Origin of the sequence: Acetobacterium tundrae, assembly GCF_008086615.1 — a bacterium.
GTDB classification, from domain to species: domain Bacteria; phylum Bacillota; class Clostridia; order Eubacteriales; family Eubacteriaceae; genus Acetobacterium; species Acetobacterium tundrae.
In genome coordinates this window covers 231,835-251,139 of the sequence record NZ_RXYB01000001.1, presented here as the reverse complement: position 1 = coordinate 251,139, position 19,305 = coordinate 231,835, and the positions used below count along the sequence as shown (strand labels likewise).

General features: G+C 37.4%; 17 protein-coding genes and 1 tRNA gene. All 18 read right to left on the bottom strand.

Going from position 1 to position 19,305, the window contains the following annotated elements; all coding sequences use genetic code 11:
* Window positions 1-37 precede the first annotated feature (37 nt).
* The 18 genes from FZC40_RS17725 to lon all read right to left on the bottom strand — a co-directional run bounded on the left by FZC40_RS17725 (window position 38) and on the right by lon (window position 19,112).
* A complete protein-coding gene (locus FZC40_RS17725) occupies window positions 38-307 on the bottom strand; it encodes a YggT family protein (protein ID WP_148566636.1) in 270 nt (89 codons plus the stop codon).
* Between the two features lie 8 nt (window positions 308-315).
* Window positions 316-801, bottom strand: coding sequence for a cell division protein SepF (locus FZC40_RS01140; protein ID WP_243135713.1), 486 nt, complete (start codon window positions 799-801; stop codon window positions 316-318).
* Window positions 802-811: 10 nt separating this feature from the next.
* Window positions 812-1,462, bottom strand: coding sequence for a YggS family pyridoxal phosphate-dependent enzyme (locus FZC40_RS01135; protein WP_148566638.1), 651 nt, complete (start codon window positions 1,460-1,462; stop codon window positions 812-814).
* A gap of 12 nt (window positions 1,463-1,474) precedes the next feature.
* Complete coding sequence (locus tag FZC40_RS01130) at window positions 1,475-2,545, bottom strand: biotin/lipoyl attachment domain-containing protein (protein WP_243135700.1); 1,071 nt, start codon at window positions 2,543-2,545, stop codon at window positions 1,475-1,477.
* Window positions 2,546-2,732: 187 nt separating this feature from the next.
* Window positions 2,733-2,809: transfer RNA gene (locus tag FZC40_RS01125), tRNA-Pro, on the bottom strand.
* Window positions 2,810-2,986: 177 nt separating this feature from the next.
* Complete coding sequence (gene aspS, locus FZC40_RS01120) at window positions 2,987-4,756, bottom strand: aspartate--tRNA ligase (RefSeq protein ID WP_186843614.1); 1,770 nt, start codon at window positions 4,754-4,756, stop codon at window positions 2,987-2,989.
* 258 nt (window positions 4,757-5,014) lie between these two features.
* Entirely contained in the window at window positions 5,015-6,481 is a 1,467-nt protein-coding gene (gene hemZ / locus FZC40_RS01115) for a coproporphyrinogen dehydrogenase HemZ (RefSeq protein WP_186843615.1), read from the bottom strand.
* A 4-nt stretch (window positions 6,482-6,485) separates the two neighbouring features.
* Window positions 6,486-7,115, bottom strand: coding sequence for an MBL fold metallo-hydrolase (locus FZC40_RS01110; protein WP_148602102.1), 630 nt, complete (start codon window positions 7,113-7,115; stop codon window positions 6,486-6,488).
* 9 nt (window positions 7,116-7,124) lie between these two features.
* Window positions 7,125-7,577: a D-aminoacyl-tRNA deacylase gene (gene dtd, locus FZC40_RS01105; RefSeq protein WP_148602176.1), complete on the bottom strand. Its 453-nt coding sequence runs from the start codon at window positions 7,575-7,577 to the stop codon at window positions 7,125-7,127.
* Window positions 7,578-7,586: 9 nt separating this feature from the next.
* Window positions 7,587-9,776 carry a RelA/SpoT family protein gene (locus FZC40_RS01100; RefSeq protein WP_148602101.1) on the bottom strand — a complete coding sequence of 730 codons (2,190 nt, stop codon included), beginning with the start codon at window positions 9,774-9,776 and terminating at the stop codon, window positions 7,587-7,589.
* Between the two features lie 34 nt (window positions 9,777-9,810).
* A complete protein-coding gene (locus FZC40_RS01095; RefSeq protein WP_148602100.1) occupies window positions 9,811-10,329 on the bottom strand; it encodes an adenine phosphoribosyltransferase in 519 nt (172 codons plus the stop codon).
* Between the two features lie 10 nt (window positions 10,330-10,339).
* The gene (gene recJ, locus FZC40_RS01090; RefSeq protein ID WP_148602099.1) at window positions 10,340-12,448 is read right to left on the bottom strand and encodes a single-stranded-DNA-specific exonuclease RecJ; all 2,109 of its coding nucleotides are present in this window, start codon (window positions 12,446-12,448) and stop codon (window positions 10,340-10,342) included.
* Window positions 12,449-12,547: 99 nt separating this feature from the next.
* Window positions 12,548-13,450: a protein translocase subunit SecF gene (secF, locus tag FZC40_RS01085; RefSeq protein WP_148602098.1), complete on the bottom strand. Its 903-nt coding sequence runs from the start codon at window positions 13,448-13,450 to the stop codon at window positions 12,548-12,550.
* Between the two features lie 14 nt (window positions 13,451-13,464).
* Window positions 13,465-14,727, bottom strand: a complete 1,263-nt coding sequence (gene secD / locus FZC40_RS01080; RefSeq protein WP_148602097.1) for a protein translocase subunit SecD — start codon at window positions 14,725-14,727, stop codon at window positions 13,465-13,467.
* Window positions 14,728-14,882: 155 nt separating this feature from the next.
* Window positions 14,883-14,984 (bottom strand): glutamate--tRNA ligase family protein, encoded by a 102-nt coding sequence (locus FZC40_RS01075; protein ID WP_148602096.1) that lies wholly within the window; start codon window positions 14,982-14,984, stop codon window positions 14,883-14,885.
* A gap of 121 nt (window positions 14,985-15,105) precedes the next feature.
* A complete protein-coding gene (queG, locus tag FZC40_RS01070) occupies window positions 15,106-16,050 on the bottom strand; it encodes a tRNA epoxyqueuosine(34) reductase QueG (protein ID WP_148602095.1) in 945 nt (314 codons plus the stop codon).
* 107 nt (window positions 16,051-16,157) lie between these two features.
* Entirely contained in the window at window positions 16,158-16,742 is a 585-nt protein-coding gene (yihA, locus tag FZC40_RS01065; protein WP_148602094.1) for a ribosome biogenesis GTP-binding protein YihA/YsxC, read from the bottom strand.
* Between the two features lie 27 nt (window positions 16,743-16,769).
* Complete coding sequence (lon, locus tag FZC40_RS01060; protein ID WP_186843630.1) at window positions 16,770-19,112, bottom strand: endopeptidase La; 2,343 nt, start codon at window positions 19,110-19,112, stop codon at window positions 16,770-16,772.
* Window positions 19,113-19,305: the final 193 nt, after the last annotated feature.

The window sequence follows — 19,305 nt, the reverse complement described above, 5'->3', positions numbered from 1 at the left end:
AAGACATCCTTTCATATTTCCGAAATTCATCCTCATCTTAAAAGATAAGTGTAATTATCTTTTGGTAAAGGGGATAGAAAACCATTTGCAATAACAGAATTGCAGCAAAAGGGGAAAAGTCAATCGGTCCAAATACTGTAAATCGGCGTAATGGTGACAGGATCGGTTCTGTCAGACCGTAAATTGTCTTTACAATAATATTGTCTGGATCCGGTCTCACCCAGCTAAAAACGATATTAACAAAGATTAAAACCGTAATCAGCTCAAACAAATAATATCCTGCTGTTATAAAAATTCCCTGAAGCATAGGCAATCCTATTCCATGTCCTCATCCCACTCCAAGATTGGTGCATTAAAATCGACATCATCTCTTTCGGGATTGGTTAATACTGATACTGCTTTTGGAGCTAAAATGAATACATTATCCGCGATTTTATTAATTGAACCATCCAATGCGAACAATGCGCCACTTAAGAAATCAAAAATCTTACGGCCATTTTCATAGTCGGTATTTTTCAAGTTTAATACTACTGTTTTGTTATTTCGAATTTTATTACAAATACTTGGAGCATCTTTAAAAACTTCAGGTTCTAACACTAATACTTCCGGACCTTCATCAAAGGATAATTCACTATGTCGTGTTGTCGATGTTTTTTTTGCTTTTGGCGAACTGAATGCACTCTTGTTATCTTCAGTGTGGTCATCATAAACATCCTCTTCATAGATTTCATCGTAACCATCCTCATTATCCACTTCCATACCAAAAACCTTAATAATTTTATCCTTAAATTTTTCTGCCATCATATATCTCCTAACTACTAAATATTTTTCGTCCAATTCTTATCATATTGGAACCCTCTTCTATTGCAATTGTGTAATCATCAGTCATACCCATGGACAAGTAAGTCATTTGTATAACGTCGTCCAAAATTTTCTCTTTTATTTTATCATAAATTCTTCGTAATTCCACAAAAATATTCCGAATTTCTTCATTATTTTGTGTTAACGGACCAATTGCCATAAGGCCTTTTACTTTGACATATTTATACTTAGGAATCGCTTTTAGCACTTCCTCCAGATCTTCTATCAAAATACCTGATTTACTATCTTCTCGAGCTAAATTTAATTGCAGTAATACCGACGTAACCGTCTCTTGTTTTTTGCTTTCCTTTTCAATTACATCCAATAATTCGAGAGAATCGACTGAATGTATCAGAAAAGTTTTTCCAATCAAGTACTTCACTTTGTTTTTTTGCAAATGTCCAATAAAATGCCAACGCGGTTCATTTCCAAATTCTTCGTATTTTTTTAAAAAATCCTGAACCTTGCTTTCGCCTAGATCATGGACCCCCGCATCCAGCACTGCTTTTGTATCTTCAATGCTGTGATACTTGGTGACAGCAACAAGCGTTACATTATTTGGAATCTCTGCTTTTATCTTATTAATATTATCAGAAATCACACTTTCACTTCCTTATGGATGAATGCTTATTCGCATTCCACTACCTAAATTGGGATTATCTATTTCTTTCAATATCGCATCCCCATTGTTATATTTTTCTACCGAGACGGCTAATGAATTTTTAAAATAGTCTTTTGTAACAATATTTACTTTTGTTTCACCATTTTCTTTAAATACTGCACTTTTAGGTATTTCAAATGCATTGTAATCTTGAATATATATTGCTGCATCCCCAATAACCACATCAGAAAAATCATTGACATAATCTTTAACCATCAGCACAATTATCTTTTGATTACCCGCTGTTACAATATCAACAAAATAACCAGAATATATTTTTTTATTATACTCAAACCGAAGTTCCGGAAAATAATAAAGTTGATCGATCCGTTTGATTAAAAAATCATAATATTCTTGATTAATTCCGCTATCTGCAGTCCCCATCATCTCAGCTTTAAGAGAAAGCACTTTATCCTCTCCCATTATACTCTTATCTTCTGGAATTGTAAAAGCAACATAGACATGATCGTTGTTGACCACTTTAAAAAGACTTTCTGATTCTTGATCAATCTTGCTTACTGAATCTAAAAAAGCAGTATTGATATACGGCAATATGTTTTCATCTAATGTTTTTTCAACCGGTTTAATCGTTGTATAAACGTAACCACTCGAAAGCATTCCTAAATTATTAAGCGTTATCTCTTTTTCTTGTCCGCCGAGTAAACCAACAAACTTCTGACGCTTTGCCTGCAACCCATTCAAGTCAAGTCCCATGTATTGAACCGATTCAATTAGGAAATTTTTGCGTTCCCGCTCAGTTTCCCCAATCTGACTTGTAATACTGGTCATCCCTTGATAATTTGTAACAATATCGCCAACAATTCTGCCCCAGTTATTATAATACTCCTCTGAAATGATTGTATCAATCACTTTGATTTGTTCATTTAAATAATCTGTATTGACAACTTTTGGCGTATTGGTGAGCGGTTGATATCCATTGGCCTTTTCGCCCTCAGCTAGTGAGAGATCACTAGCTGAAAAATTATCAAGTATTCGATAATCAACATCTTTAAAAAAATACATTTCTGTTTTATATGACTCCGTATACTCTTTCTTCTCAAGAAGCATACTCATGCTACTACGATAACCTGAAACAACAATTATCGCTACAATAAAAAAAAAACGATGCCAACAGTTGTTTTCTTTAATGAATTGACTCGTCTATTATTTTTCCGTTTTACTTTTCCCATATTATCACCTTATAAAAAAATGGTCTGAGTGAGAGGATTTGAACCTCCGGCCTCTTGACCCCCAGTCAAGCGCGCTACCAAGCTGCGCTACACCCAGACGGTAAACATATTATAATGATTAATGGCCTATTAATCAAGTTATTTTTCATTTTTGTTCATTTAGTTCAGTAAAATTTAGTTTGGATTAAGGGTATCTAGTTTCTTAACTCACAGATACCCATTATATTTTTATCTCATTGCTCATTAAATCGAGTTCTTTTATGTTATTTTTATATTAAATCTCATCAACACTGATACCAAGATCAATCAGCTGATCAAGCTCTGCTTCTGCGGGAGCATTCATCATCAGGCAACCATGATTTTGCGTTTTGGGGAACGCAATAACGTCACGAATATTATCACTATCCGTAAGCAGCATAACCAATCGGTCTAATCCAAATGCTAAACCGCCATGAGGAGGTGTTCCATATTTAAGGGCTTCCAAAAGAAATCCAAATTGTCTCCATGCCGACTCTTCGGTAAAGCCCAAAGCTTTAAAGACTTTGCTCTGTATCTCCTGGTTGTGAATACGAATACTCCCACCACCAAGTTCGACGCCATTAATAACCATATCATAAGCATCTGCCCGGACTTTTAACAGATCCGTTTCAAGATATGGTATATCCTCCGACAATGGCATTGTAAAAGGATGATGTTTTGCAGTATATCGACCCGCTTCAGCATCGTACTCCAACAAAGGAAAATCGGTAACCCATAAAAAATTATATTGATCTTTTAAATCATAGTCCAGTTTTCTGGCTAATTCTAATCGCAACTGTCCCAACGCATTACAGACAATTTCATTGGTATCTGCAATAATGAAAATCAAGTCGCCTGGTTCTGCATTGGTTCTGTCAAAAATCGCCTGTTTTTCGGCATCAGAAATAAATTTCAGAATTGGTGACTTCATTTCGCCTTCTGAAACATCGATCCATGCAAGCCCTTTTGCTTTATATATTTTTGCAAAACTTTCAAGTCCTTTAATAGCCTTTTTACTTAGCTTATCCTGAGCTCCTTTGGCATTGACTGCCCGGACGCTTCCGCCTTTTTTGATAGCCCCTGAAAAGACTTTAAATTCAGAATTTTTAACAATATCTGACAAATCCATAAGTTTCAACCCAAAACGTGTATCCGGCTTGTCCGAACCGTATTGATCCATAGCTTCCTGATAAGTCATTCGCATCATCGGAATCTGTACCTCAATGCCTTTGATTTCTTTCATTATCCTAGCAATCATACCTTCACTGATGGCAATGATATCGTCCTTATCAACGAAGGACATTTCCATATCGATTTGGGTGAACTCCGGTTGACGATCCTGCCTTAAATCTTCATCTCTAAAGCATCTGGCGAGCTGATAATATCGATCAATACCGGAAATCATTAAAATTTGTTTGTATAATTGAGGCGACTGCGGCAGCCCAAAGAATTTTCCCTTTTGCACGCGCGATGGCACCAGGAAATCTCTTGCTCCTTCTGGAGTAGGTTTAGCAAGGATAGGCGTTTCAACTTCGCAAAAGCCCTGTTCATTTAGATAATTTCTGGCAATTGTTGCAGTTTTTGCACGGGTCATCAATATCTTCTGAAATTTCGGTTTTCTCAAATCAAGATAACGGTATTTCAGCCGTACCGCCTCGTTTGTCTGATCGTTGTCTTCAATATAAATCGGCGGTGTTTCAGCGGTATCAAGAATTTTCAGATCTTGTATTTCAACTTCAATTTCACCAGTAGGAATATTGGGGTTAACATTCTGTTCGGTTCTTAATACGACTTTGCCCTTAATATTTAATACATATTCATTTCTAACCTTTTCAGCCGTTTCAAACGCTTCCGGTTTTTCTTCATTAACAACGAGTTGAATCTTGCCAGAACGATCTCTTAAATCAATGAAGAGAACCCCGCCAAGATTACGACGGTTATCCACCCATCCTGACAGTTCAACAATTTTTCCGACATTTTCTGCTTTTAATTCGCCACACATGGCATTTCTATAAAAAGTCTTCATTCTACCTCCGATATATATCTACATTTTTATCATCTTAACTAACCTATATATTATAATGATGTTCTTACTAAATTGTCAAGTATGATTCCCCCAAAACAAAGATTTAAAGTAAACTTTTGAACAAAACCAAGTATAAAAGAACATACTTTTTAAGTTTCTTATAATCGTTCGCAACCAAAAATATTGGAAATTCTAAAAGCCAATTCTTTATCCTTTAGCATAATAAACACCGCAGATAAACAATTGGCCCTAATATTTTTATTTTTTCGCAATGAAAAGCTCATACATTTTAAGCTTTTTCATAACAATCTCTTCAAACCGATCATTATAAGTCTTGACGTCTTTCACCGTAAAAACTTTTTGGATACAGTCATTAGTTGGTTCATAGAGGTTACCAGTTGAGCCGGCACCAATACCAATGGTTGACTGACACTCGGACATCATCATGATATTGTATATCCCTTCATGTCCAGGTTTTGAGTAACCAATATTCTCGCTGTTGCCCCTTGTGTATTTTAAACGGTATAAATAATAGGGGTCGTAGGTTTGTTCATGCAGACGATTTTTAACCGTTTGATAGAATTCCTCTCCATATCCTTTACTAACAACAATACCATTCTGATTTTTTATTTCAGAACCTTTTTTTATCGAAAGATTATGAATTGTTATATTCTCCGGATCGAATGATATCACTTTTTTTAATGTATCGAAAAAGTCATCCGGACCTTCATCACCCAGACCTATAATAAGATCCATATTTAACGTTTCAAAACCAATTGATTTTATTAGCGCTACCTGTTTTTCAACCAAGCCCTCTTCCCACGGCCTTGCAACTGCAAGCATCGTTTGAGGATTCATCGATTGCGGGTTGAGGCAGACTCGCTGAACACCATGTTTTTGGGCAACTTCCAATTTTTGCTGAGTAATCGTGTCCGGACGTCCGGCTTCTAAGGTATACTCTCTAAGATTGGAAAGATCAAAAGAACTTTCCAAGACTGTCATCAAACTGTCTAACTGCTCAGCACTTAATACGGTTGGTGTCCCGCCGCCAATATAAAGCGTATCAACAGATATTTCCAATATCTTAAATAGTTTTCCAACTCGATCGGCTTCCAACAGTAAATTATTGAAATACGCATTTAAATTAATTCCTTTTTTGTCAACAATGGTTGAAACAAACGAACAATAAGCACATTTAGAAGGGCAAAGCGGAATTCCCACATAAATACTCACCCGTCTCTTGCCATTACAATCTATTTCTGGAATCATAAAAGGTTTTTGTTTTTCAGCCAGATCAATCAGGAGTTTTGCCCGATCACTGCTGACCCGATAATCTGCTCTGAATTTTTTTTCGATTTTGGGGGAATCCAATCCCATCTCAAAATATTTTCGTGCCATTTTTACAGGCTTTATTCCGGTTAATGTACCCCACTGAAGATTTCTCTCGAAATATTCAGACAAAAAATCATAAAGAAACCCCTTGTAAACACTGTTATCAAGGGAGTCTTCAATACTCTTAAACGGGAACCGTCGTACTAATGATTTCTTGTCCTTCCAGGACAAAGACAGAACAACGCGATCGCCTTCATTTTTTTGAGAAAGCACACCTTCTGCTTCACCCTCCAGAATATTTTTAACGCCTGGATCGAAGGCCTGATATAATTCATGAAAATTGTATTCCAGTGATGGACGCTCTAAATCAAAACGAAGAACTCTTATTTCCATTTTCCTATACACATCCTTTGAAAAATGGATTGTGTTTTTTTTCATAGCCAATGGTTGTATTTTCCCCATGTCCAGGCAAAACTTTTGTATTATCATCCAAAACAAACAGTTTTTTTTGGACGCCGCTTAGCAGTTCTGCCAGATCACCATCTGGAAAATCAGTTCTTCCAATCGATGTGTTGAATAAAGTATCTCCTGCAAAAAGCGTATCACCTACTAAGAAACAGACGCCGCCTTTTGAATGGCCAGGCGTATAGAAGACTTGAATATTCATATCTCCAACCTGGATTTTTTCTCCTTCAGATAAATAGCCATCTGCCGGTGCCAGATCAAAAGGCATCCCAATCACCGTTGAAAGATTTCTTCCGGCATTAGTTAGACAATCGGCATCACTTTTATGAATCAGAACCTTGGCTCCTGTTATATCTTTGATTTGACTAACACCGCCAATATGATCAAAATGTCCATGGGTTAACAATATATATTTAACCTTTAATTTATTTTTTTCTATGATTTCGACAATCCGTTGATCCTTAAATCCGGGATCAATCACTGCCGCTTCTAGAGATTTTTCATCCCAAAAAACATAGCAGTTTGTTCCCATTTGACCAAGGGATTTTTTAATAACTTTCATAATTTCTCCCTAAAATTGTTTTTCACTGTCCAGTAATAATGTCACTGGGCCATCATTAATGATCGATACTTCCATTTCTGCCTGAAAAATTCCTGTTTCAACTTTTTTTACCGGCTGTTCTCTTATTTTTTTAACAAAAACATCATATTTTTTCTGTGCTTCCTCCACCGATCCACTGCGAGTGAATCCCGGTCGTCTTCCTTTTCTGCAATCACCATAAAGTGTGAATTGTGAAACCAACAGTAATTCGCCCGCTATGTCTAAAATGGAGAGATTCATTTTACCCTCGGTATCATCAAATATTCTCAAATTGACTAGTTTATGGATTATATAATCCATATCTGCTTCTGTATCATCGGATTTTATACCCAGAAACACGTTCATCCCATAACCAATCTTGCCAATGCTTTCCTGATTAACCCGTACCTCTGAAGACACTACTCGTTGTATCACTGCCCGCATCATTTCTCCTTACACTCTGTATATCTGAATAATTTCCTTGATTTTACTTAAATTTTTAATGAGCAAATTTAGCTCTCGACGGCTCTTTACCTCCAGGGTTGCCGTAAAATAGTCATATTCGTTTTTTTCTGTTTTTACATTCAGCGCCGTAACCGGAATTTTCATTTCAAGAAACATTTTTGAAATTTCTATAATCGTTTTGGGTGATTCATTCGCTTTAATATGAATTTCTGCTGTAAAAGACCCGGTACTGAATTTGTTCCATTCGACTTCAACTATTCTTTCCGGATCACTCAAATTCAGAACATTTGAACAATCAGCGCGATGAACGGATATGCCCCGCCCCTTCGTTATATAACCAACTATTTTATCACCAGGCACCGGATTGCAACACTTCGCAAAATGAACGTCAATCTCATTGTGTCCGGCAACGATGACCGTGCTACTAGTCTTCTTCTGTTCTTTTTGAGGCTTTTTAAAGACAATTTCTTCGGCTTCCTCTGTAAACTCCTTGGGAAACAGAAGACGCATTTTTTGCAATACGGTCCCCGTTTTGATCCCATTGTATCCAATTGCTGCATAAAAATCATTGAGACTTTTATAGCCGCATTTTTCGGTAAGAATTTCTAAATTAACTAAGTTTAAAAGATTGGAATGCTGTAATCCTTGCCGTTTTATCTCCCGTTCAAGTACTAAGCGACCCTTTTGGATGTTTTCATCTTTCTCTTCTTTTTTAAAATACTGTTTAATTTTATTTCTGGCATGAGGACTTTTTACAAAACTCAGCCAATCTCGACTGGGACCATTTGAGTTCTTTGATGTCATGACTTCGACAATATCGCCGCTTTTTAATGGGCTGTTTAACGGCACAATCTTATTATTGACTCGCGCACCAACACAATTATTTCCAATATCACTATGAATCCGATAGGCGAAATCCAGTGGACATGATCCTGCCGGCAAAGGAACCACGGCTCCTTTTGGAGAAAAAACGTATACCTCGTCATTAAGCAGATCCACTTTTATTGTCTCTACCAACTCACCGGCATCTTCTGAATCTCTTTGAAGTTCAAGCATTTGGCGTAGCCAGGACATCTGCATTTCATATTTGTTGTCCTTCGCATCTTTTGAATCGACTGAATCCGTCCGCCCTTCTTTATATTTCCAGTGGGCAGCAATACCGTATTCTGCGGTTTCATGCATCTCTCTTGTTCTAATTTGGATTTCAAAGGGTTCACCTTTTGGCCCCATAACAGTTGTATGAATTGACTGATAGAGATTTGGTTTTGGCATCGCAATATAGTCTTTAAATCGTCCCGGTATCGGTGTCCATTGGGAGTGGACAACCCCTAGAACGCCGTAACAGTCTTTTAATGAATCCACAATCACCCGAACTGCAATAAGATCATAGATTTCATCAAAACTTCTGTTCTGCTTTTTCATTTTTCGATAAATACTATAAAAATGTTTTGATCGGCCATAGATTTCTGCATTCGTTCCAACTTTTTCAATTTCTCGTGTTAATACTTTGATCACATCAGCAATATAAGCTTCTCGAGCACTTTTCTTGATTTTAATTTTATGAACCAAATCATAGTAACCTTCGGGATCCAGATATTTCAACGATAAATCTTCAAGTTCCCATTTTATCGTTGAAATTCCCAGACGATTTGCCAATGGGGCATAAATATCCAAAGTTTCTTTAGCCTTCTCAATTTGCTTCGATTCACGCATATATTCCAGTGTTCGCATGTTATGAAGTCTGTCAACTAATTTTATTAAAATGACTCGGATGTCTTTTGACATTGCTAGAACCATTTTACGCAAATTTTCGGCCTGGCTTTCTTCTTTCGATTGAAAGCCTATTCTGCCGATCTTAGTGACTCCTTCAACTAAATCAGCTATATTTTCATTAAATGCCTCTTTAATATAATTATAGGAATAAATGGTATCTTCAATTACATCATGTAAAAGGGCAGCTACAATTGTTTCAGTATCCATCTGCATTTCTGCCAAAATATAGGCAACAGAAACCGGATGAATTATATAATCTTCCCCTGAAAGTCGCTTCTGATCCTTGTGAGCTTCCTTGGCAAGTTCATATGCCTTATAAATCATTTCGGTATCGGCATCTGGATTGTTTGCTTTTACTAGGTTTATTACATTGTCAATTTTTCCTTTTACTGCATCATTTTCCATATTGTATCTGCCTTTTTTCTATTTTAAAAAAATTTTAATAGGGATAAGTCACAATTGAATGAACAAAATAATCTTTTAGTAAATCACGGCCGCCTAATTCTGTGAGTTCGATCAGCGTAATTATCCCGGCAATCTCCCCCCCCAGCTTTTCGATAAGCCTTGTGGTTGCCATCAATGTTCCGCCTGTTGCGAGGAGATCATCCACAACAATGGCCCGATCACCTGGTTTAATTGCATTTTTTTGTATTTCAACAATATTTGATCCATATTCCAGATCATACGCTACTGAAGAAACTTCACCTGGCAATTTCCCGGGTTTTCTAACCGGCACCAAACCCGCTCCAATTAAATAAGCCAGCGGTGTCCCAAAAATATAGCCTCTTGCTTCAGGAATCGCCACCAAATTTGCATCCAAAGCCTTTGCAACCTTTGCCATTTCATCAATGACATATTGAAAAGCGCTGGGGTTTAAAATCAAGCTGTTAATATCCTTAAAGCTAATCCCGTCTTTGGGGAAATCTTCATACACCTGAATTTTATCTTTTAGATCCATCTCTTCTCCCTCACTCGTCACTTATTATTTTTTCTAATTTTATCATTAGTTTCGTATTTTGAATATCCTTTTTTTCATTGGCTGGAATTATTTTGGAGAAAACGATCTCATTTTTTATGCCATATGCAATCAATCCTGCTTCTCTTAGTATCTCACAAGACATTAGCACATGAAATGGTGAAACATTCTGACTGCCTTCACCGACCTTTTGGATTGGCACTCCATATTCTTCGCTCTTTTTTAAAAGAACATAAATTTTGCGAATCATCACGACACTTAATTTCAGTTCTTCTAATAAATTCTCATTCATTAATATTTCAATTTTTTGTTTCGGATTTTCTTCCATAACAATTGTCTTTACCAACTGCATTGCCATATTGACTTGCCAAACAGGATTCAGCTTAATATCTTTTATCTGCAATTGCAAGGTTGTATTGCCGCGATACTCATTCATATCCAATCGACAAACTAACATGACGCCATTGTAATCTCCACCTAAAACATCAACTTGAGTGGAATAAAAATCTCCCAGTCCGAAACCAACAGCTTTTAAACCATTTTTTAGACTCATGCGCAAATGATTGTTTTCTCTGCCCATCGTTCCCATGGATATTGCCGTAAGATTATTCATCAGAAACTGGATTCCAGGATTTCCCATACCACATGGTTCAAATAATGCCAATTCATCTAAAGTTGTCCAAGTGATGTCCGTTTCGTTTATTTGTGCATCGTAATACACTTTTTTTATCAACTGTTTTTTTATATCAACCGATTTTCCATAGTCAATGACTTTCGCTTTCATCATTTCGATGTTTTCTTTTTTGATGCTGAAACCAGCCGCTTGCTCATGTCCGCCAAAACTGATAAAGAGTTCTTCGCATGATAACAGTGCTTCAAAAATATTAAAGCCATCCACACTCCGGCAGGATGCTTTTCCTACTCCATCCTCAACACTGATCGTAATAACTGGGTTATAATACTTTTCCTGAATCCGGCTTGCGACGATGCCAATAACACCACTATGCCAATTTTCTCCCACAACAACGATAATTTCATCCTTATAAAGTTCTAATGAATCCACTGTTTGCAAAGCTTCTTCGAGAATTTTACTTTCTAATTCCTGCCGTTTTTTATTTTCATCGCGTAGGAAGCATGCCGTTGACATTATTTTTTTAGTATCTGTTCCAATTAAAAGTTCCACAACATGGTCTGCTTCACCAAGACGTCCGGCGGCGTTAATTTTTGGACCCAGCACGAACCCGAAATGCCAAGCTTTTAAAGTCTTCAATTCGCTGACTTCCATCAAAGCCTGTAGTCCTGGGTTTTTAGGACCATTATTAAGATAATTCAATCCTAATGACACCAAACAACGATTTTCATCCTGAAGGGGAACGAGATCAGACACAGTCGCTAATGCCACGCATTCAATACTTTCCTGGAGATCTATGACTACATCGAGTATTTCACCCAATGCCTGAACAAGTTTGAATGCCACACCTGCTCCGCATAGTTCTTTAAATGGATATGCAGCATTTGGTACCTTTGGATTAATGATTCCATAAGCCTTTGGAAGGCTTCCATGACATTCATGATGATCTGTGATAATCACGTCACATTTTTTTTCATTGCAAAAATCGACTTGTTCATTTGCTGAAATTCCATTATCCACTGTGATTAATAAAGTCACGCCTTCATCTATTATATCCTGCAGGGGAGAAGTGTGTAGTCCATATCCTGTAACCAGACGGTTAGGGATAAAATAAGTCACATCAAATTCCTGTTCTTTCATGAATTTTAACAGGATTGCCGTACCGATTGTCCCATCTGCGTCATAATCTCCATAGATACATATTTTTTCATTATTTTCTCTGGCATCAATAATCCTCTTCACAACTTTTTCCATGTCTTCAAATAAAAATGGATCATGCAAATCGTTTAAGTTTGGTTCTAAATAACAGCGTCCCTCTTCGATGGAGGAACACCCTCGATTGATGAGAAGATCCGCAGCTAAAGCACTTAACCCAAAACTGCTGATTAAATCTTCTTCCAATTTCGTCCTGTTTTCTTCTCTGATGTTGTTTTTTTTGTTACGTAATATCCATTTTGTTTTTACTGTCATTACTCGACCTCTAAATTATTTTCTAGGTGTTCTATCCTTAATGGATAAAAACAAAGCGCCAGAGATATTTCTCTGACGCTTAAGCTTACTCAGCCTAAATTAAACTTTTGTCCCGGTTATTTTCATGCTCTTTTTATGCTGATACGTTTTAATGACATACCAAAGAGCTCCAGCGTTGAAAATAGAAGAATACGTTCCAATAACGACCCCAACCATTAACGGCAGTGCGAAATTCTGGATAGCCGGCACTCCAAAAATATACAGTGATGTAATCGCAACGAATGTCGCAACGGAAGTAAAAATACTACGTCGCATCGTTTGTGTTACACTGGCATCCAACAATTCTCCATAGGCATACTTCCCAAACTTTGGACGATTTTCCCGGATACGGTCAAATACGACAACGGTGTCCATAATGGAATAGCCAAGAATTGTTAAAATTGCCGCAATAAATGGCGAGTTCACTTGAATTTGGAAAACTGAATAAACACCGACAACAACAATCAAGTCATGAACCAATGCCATAATAGCGGTTATACCAGAGATGAGTTCAAATCGAAAGGTAATATAGAGCAACATTAACACGACTGCAACAAGTACGGCTTTAACTGCATTAGTAGAAGCCTCGGCTCCAATAGAAGGATTTACCGTATCGACTGATATAAGGTCAGTATTCGCCAGATTATATTTTTCTTGAAAACCTGAGAATAAAGCCTGACGTTCTTCGGTAGTAAAACTCTTTTTAGTCGTGATAACCGCCTCCGTCTGGGCATCACCTGCATAGGTCACATCTGCACTTGGATCGAACTTATCGACAATAGCACGAGCATCTGCATTTTCAAATGGCGTATGTAATTCAATACTAATAATAGTTCCGCCGATAAAATCGATTCCAAAATTAAGCCCCTGAATCAAAAGGGAACCTAAACTAATGGTAATCAATACCAGGGAGATGCCAAACCATATTTTAACATTTTTTGCGATATTTAAATTCTTTTTCATAATGGCTCTCCTCCCTATAGTCCGTAAAAAGCATTATTGTTAAATAATCCTGTTTTGACCAAAATTTTTACTAACTGTTTCGTAATAACAACGGCCGTAAACATACTCACCAAAATACCCAAAATCAAGGTGACTGCGAAACCTTGGACGCTTCCGCTTCCGAGAAAGAAAAGTACAAATCCGGCAATCAATGTTGTTGCATTTGAGTCGATGATTGTCCCAAGCGCTCTTTTAAAACCATTATCGATGGCCGTCAGCAATGATTTTCCAAGTCGGGATTCCTCTTTAATTCGTTCGAAAATGAGAACATTGGCGTCCACCGCCATACCAACCGTAAGAATCAGCCCGGCAATACCCGGAAGGGTCAACGTTACATTTAGTGCTGTCATAAGTATCAACAAAATCATGATATATATAATCAAAGCTAAATCAGCTAATACACCAAATCCGCGGTAAGCAAGCAGCATGAAAATAAGCACTGCGCTAATCCCAATAATACAAGCATGAAAAGTATCATTCAGCGAATCTTGTCCTAATGTAGGGCCAATCGTCTGAACTTCTACTGGTTCAAGCGTCACTGGAAGGGCCCCACCGCGAATTAATTCAGCCAAACTTCCGGCTTCATCAAGACTCGCCTGTCCTTCAATCACTGCCTCGCCATTGGTAATTGCAACATTAACTGTCGGCGAAGAAATAACTTGATCATCCAATTTTATTTTTATCACTTGCCCGATATATTTTTGTGTCGCATCAGCAAAAAGCTTGGTTCCTTCTTCATTGAATTTAAGAGTTACCACAGGCTTTTGTACCCCGCTGCTATCGGTTTGCATAACACCCTTGGAATCTTCAATGTCTTGTCCTGTCAGAATAACTGAATCATCCGGGCCTAAAAACTCAAGCTGAGCCGTTTTCCCAATGAGACTCAGTGCTTCTTCCTGGTTGCTGATTGACGGAATCGAAACACGAATTCGATTATCGCCCTGTTTCGTAATGGTCGGCTCGGAAACCCCGATGGAATTAATTCTTTGACTAATTGTTGAAATTGTCGAACTTATTTCATCAGATGTTACCGCTCCTCCATCAGTACTTGTGGCTTCTAAAACAACGTTAACCCCTCCGGTCAAATCCAAACCATACTTAATTGTGTTTTGAATTTTACCAATATCGTACACGTTAACGGTAAAGCCAACAAATAACACATATGCTGCAACAATAATAAGCAGGATAATACCTATTAATTGGGCTATACTTTTCTTATTTACTTTCTGTTTATCCACACGCTCTCCTCCTTCGTTGATTCACAATTTTGTGAATCAAATTATATATTTTTATTCAATAACAGACTCAATTGAACTTAATTGGGACCATACTTTTTCGTTTTCCCAGACATCCATAATCAATATAATACCCCGACCATGCCTTTCGCCGATTATTATGATACGGCTTGACATATACAATAATTATATAGGGTTGTCCGTAAATTGCCAACATGAACATTTCCAGTTGGACTTGGTTCAACTGGATCTCGTACCATTTATTCCTCCATATTTAATTAATTTAACAAATTTTCCAACTTGCTATGGTTGATAACCTTAATTATTTTGTCAACCGCTTCAAAGTTCTTCAACCTGCTTATTATAGCATTAATGAATAAATTAATCATTTTTTTTTTCATTTTTTTCAATCAACTGTGCATTACGTACAATCGTTTTTTTTCCTCGCCATCCAGCAGCCGTTTTCCCAAATCTTTCTTTAAAGATTTTATTTGTCATTACTAAAATATCTTCAATATCGGGATAAGCTAATTCAGGACTTGTCCAAAATCGTCTTTCACTTGTTTTTTTCAAATCCTTGTTATAAGGGCAGACCTTCTGGCATAGGTCACATCCATAGAGGTAAGTTTTGACTCTTTTTTCTTCATCCGTTGAAAGCGTCTTTTTTTGTGTTATATATGAAATGCATCGTGAAGGATCAAGGGTATATCCTTCACCTAGCGCCTGATAGGGACATGCATCCAGACAACGACGACAATCTCCACAGCCATTGGAAATTTTTTGTGCTGGATTAAATGCTATCTCAACATCCAGTAAAACTTGACCAATAAAAAAGTATGATCCTAACGTTTGACTGATCAGAAGATTGTTTTTGCCGAAGAATCCTAATCCGGCACGATAGGCAGATCCCCGATCAATCAATGGGCTGTTATCGACAAAGGCTTTATAAGTTACCGTCGGCTTCCTTTGAGCAGTTAAATTCTCATTAATCTTTTCCATTAAATGATTTATTAAATTTCGCAGGACAACATGATAATCTTCGCCCCAGGAAACAGATGCCAAATCGGCTCTTTTTTTGTCATCACTTGGTTTCTTTAGTTTTTGATAACTACTGACTCCAATAACAATTCCTGATTTTGCATTTTGAAAGAAGTGTTGATAATTGATTCGATCTTTAGGCTGGCCACCTTCGAATCCAGTAATTAAGCCGGCTTCGTATCTTTTTATTAGATATGGAAGACACTCAACCAGCGGTTCAACCGAAAAAAAGCCAATGAGATCGATTCCTAAATCAAACGCAATTTTTCGAATTTCTGCTTCCATCATTTTTTCTTGTCCGCCTTTTTTAATTCTTGCTATCAAAGTGAAAAGAGCTACCCTGAGGAAGCTCTTAACTTAATATACATCATCTGCACAAACCAAACTATTCATGTCTATTTTAATACCGACTCGATTAGTTTCCATGATTCTTCTTTTCCTAATTTTGTTTCAGAAGAAAAAAGAATCACCTCACGAGAATTTTTTAAATTCAAAGTTTTAGCTATTTGATTCATGGATTTTTTTTGATTTGTTCTTGAAATTTTATCAGCTTTAGTACCTATAATTACAGGGTTTAATTCATAATATGTTAACCATTCATACATCAAGAAGTCATCTTCCGATGGTTCATGTCGGGAATCAATCAGCTGAAAGATCATGACAACATTTTCTCTTTGCCTTAAGTATTTTTCGATCATCTTTCCCCATTTATCGCGTTCAGATTTGGATGCTTTCGCATAACCGTAACCCGGCATATCAACAAAACGAAAAAGGTCATTAATTTGATAAAAATTCATTGTTTGTGTTTTCCCGGGCTGCTGGCTCGTTCGCGCCAAGTTTCGACGCTCAATCAGCGTATTGACAAATGTTGATTTACCAACATTTGATCGTCCAAGAAGAACAACTTCGGGAAGATTATCACCTGGATACTGAGCTTCTGCTACAGCACTGATGACAATCTCCGCTTTATTTACTTTCATAGTATCTCCATTTCTAACGAGCCTGGCCTAATTACTCTGTTTCAATTGATTAAAAACTATTTCAATGACCTCACTCATGTTTGAAACAGACTGGATGTGTAAAGCTTGCAAAACAACTATTGGAATATCTTCAAGATCCTTTTCATTTTCTTTTGGCAAAATAATTTCCTTGATTCCCGCACGATGCGCAGCTGTTAGTTTTTCCCGCAGCCCTCCAATGGGAAGGACTCGGCCTCTGAGCGTAATTTCACCAGTCATCGCCAGATTTTGTGGGACCGGCTTATTTGTTAATGCCGATACTAGCGCAGTCGTAATAGTGATTCCCGCTGAAGGACCATCTTTGGGAACCGCACCTTCCGGGACGTGTAAATGCATATCCTTTTTAGAATAAAAATCAGGATTAATTCCCAGCACCTCTGCCTGGGAACGGATATAGCTAATTCCAGCCTTGATCGATTCTTTCATAACATCACCAAGTTGGCCGGTAAGTTCTGTTTTTCCAGTACCATCCACAACCATCACTTCAATCTGAAGCGTGTCTCCTCCAACTGATGTCCATGCCAACCCATTTACCACGCCAATCTCTGTTTTGTCACCAACCGTTTCATACGAGTATTGATGTTTTCCTAAAAATTTCTCAAGATTTTTTTTAGTTATACTAATACTTTTTCGGTCATTTTCGACTATTTCTTTAGCGGCGACTCGACATATTTGCGCAATTTTACGTTCAAGCTCACGTACTCCAGACTCCCGGGTGTGATACTCAATTGTATCTTTGATAACCCCTTCACTGAACTTGCAGGTTGACTTTTTCAGCCCATGAATTTCCAGTTGCTTGGGAATGAGATATTTTTTAGCAATCTCCACTTTCTCACTTTCAACATATCCATTCACCTCAATGACTTCCATTCGATCCAACAACGGTCGTGGAATCGTTGATAATGAATTAGCCGTTGTAATAAACAGAACCTGGGACAAATCAAAAGGGAGCTCTAAATAATGATCGGTAAACGTGTTGTTTTGCTCAGGATCTAATACTTCAAGTAAAGCAGAAGCCGGATCGCCATTAAAATCTTGTCCTAATTTATCAATTTCATCTAAAAGGAAAAGAGGATTTCTGGTTCCACACTTTTTGATATTATAAAGAATTCTACCTGGAATTGCGCCAACATAAGTTCGACGATGGCCTCTAATCTCCGCCTCATCTCGCATTCCACCCAATGACATCCGCACATATTCACGGTTAAGGGCTCGGGCAATGGACTTGGCTATTGATGTTTTTCCAACCCCAGGAGGTCCAACTAGACAAAGGATCGGTGATTTTAAATTTTTTGAAAGTTTTAATACTGAAATATATTCTAAAATTCGTTCTTTGACGTTTTTAAGGCCATAATGATCTTCATCCAATATTTTTCTGGCAACAGCAACATCAAATGTCTCTTCTGTTAATGTGTTCCAGGGTAAATCCAAAATCCATTCGATATAGGTTTGAATCAGGCCAGCTTCTGAAGAACCTTGGGGCACCTTATTCAATCGGTTGATTTCATTTAAAACTTTGTCACGCACCTCATCATCCACATCAAGGGCTTCTAAACGATCTTTATAAACGTCTAACTCATTTTGGACATCACCTTCACCCAACTCATTTTGAATGACTTTAATCTGCTCACGCAAATAATATTCGCGCTGATGCTTATACATTTCACTGCGGACTTTCTCGTCGATGTTGTGTTCGATCTTTATCATTTCAACTTCTTCAACAAGAATTTCATAGGCAATAACTAATCGCTTATTCACATCGGTTTCTTGAATTAATCGTTGACTGTCTTCTAAGTCTAAAAATAGATTTGCCCCAATGATGTCAATAAGCTGATCAGGATCATCTAATGAATCCATTGCCAAAATCAGATCGGTCGCAACTTTTCTTGTCACATTCATGTAATTTGCAAAAGATTCTCGAATCATTCGTATGAGCGTTCTGTTTTCCTTTGTGTCATAGAATACTGAATGGATCGGATTTGTCGTAACTAAAAAATATGGTTCCAAACTATCAAACTCGACAATTTTTCTTCGCTCTTGAACTTCTACTAAAACACGGACAAGATTATCCGGCATTTTTAACAGCTGCTTAACTTTTACCTTACAACCGATGTTAAAGAAATCATCAGGTGTGATATCTTCTTTAATCACTTCTTTTTGAGTGACTAAAAATGCCATTTGATCCCTTTCCATTGCTGCTTCAAGTGCTTTGACAGATTTTTCCCGACCAACATCAAAATGAACAACCATCCCAGGGAAAACGCTCATTCCGCGTAATGGTATCAACGGTAGAGTTTCTTTCTCCTGAACAAATAATTCGGGTTCAGTCATACCTACTCGGCCAGTTACTTCATCTGTAATTTCTTTTTCTTCGATACTCAACTTTATCAGCTCCTTACTTCTTTCGTTATAAGACTATTTCTTCAAGAAACCAAAAGAAATACGTTTTGCGAGTTTCTCTGTGGTTCGCAGGCAATCACTAAGTAAGTACATGCACTCATTTGCCGCATCGCCTTCACTTAAA

Coding starts and splice junctions, on each gene's coding strand:
- FZC40_RS01095 (WP_148602100.1), bottom strand. CDS start 10,329: ATGGATCTAAAAGATAAAATTCAGGTGTATGAAGATTTCCCCAAAGAC.
- FZC40_RS01075 (WP_148602096.1), bottom strand. CDS start 14,984: ATGGTACGAGATCCAGTTGAACCAAGTCCAACTGGAAATGTTCATGTT.
- FZC40_RS01100 (WP_148602101.1), bottom strand. CDS start 9,776: ATGGAAAATGATGCAGTAAAAGGAAAAATTGACAATGTAATAAACCTA.
- dtd (WP_148602176.1), bottom strand. CDS start 7,577: ATGCGGGCAGTGATACAACGAGTAGTGTCTTCAGAGGTACGGGTTAAT.
- secF (WP_148602098.1), bottom strand. CDS start 13,450: ATGAAAAAGAATTTAAATATCGCAAAAAATGTTAAAATATGGTTTGGC.
- FZC40_RS01110 (WP_148602102.1), bottom strand. CDS start 7,115: ATGAAAGTTATTAAAAAATCCCTTGGTCAAATGGGAACAAACTGCTAT.
- FZC40_RS01140 (WP_243135713.1), bottom strand. CDS start 801: ATGGCAGAAAAATTTAAGGATAAAATTATTAAGGTTTTTGGTATGGAA.
- recJ (WP_148602099.1), bottom strand. CDS start 12,448: ATGACAGTAAAAACAAAATGGATATTACGTAACAAAAAAAACAACATC.
- FZC40_RS01130 (WP_243135700.1), bottom strand. CDS start 2,545: ATGTATTTTTTTAAAGATGTTGATTATCGAATACTTGATAATTTTTCA.
- yihA (WP_148602094.1), bottom strand. CDS start 16,742: ATGAAAGTAAATAAAGCGGAGATTGTCATCAGTGCTGTAGCAGAAGCT.
- FZC40_RS17725 (WP_148566636.1), bottom strand. CDS start 307: ATGCTTCAGGGAATTTTTATAACAGCAGGATATTATTTGTTTGAGCTG.
- aspS (WP_186843614.1), bottom strand. CDS start 4,756: ATGAAGACTTTTTATAGAAATGCCATGTGTGGCGAATTAAAAGCAGAA.
- queG (WP_148602095.1), bottom strand. CDS start 16,050: ATGATGGAAGCAGAAATTCGAAAAATTGCGTTTGATTTAGGAATCGAT.
- hemZ (WP_186843615.1), bottom strand. CDS start 6,481: ATGGAAATAAGAGTTCTTCGTTTTGATTTAGAGCGTCCATCACTGGAA.
- lon (WP_186843630.1), bottom strand. CDS start 19,112: ATGACTGAACCCGAATTATTTGTTCAGGAGAAAGAAACTCTACCGTTG.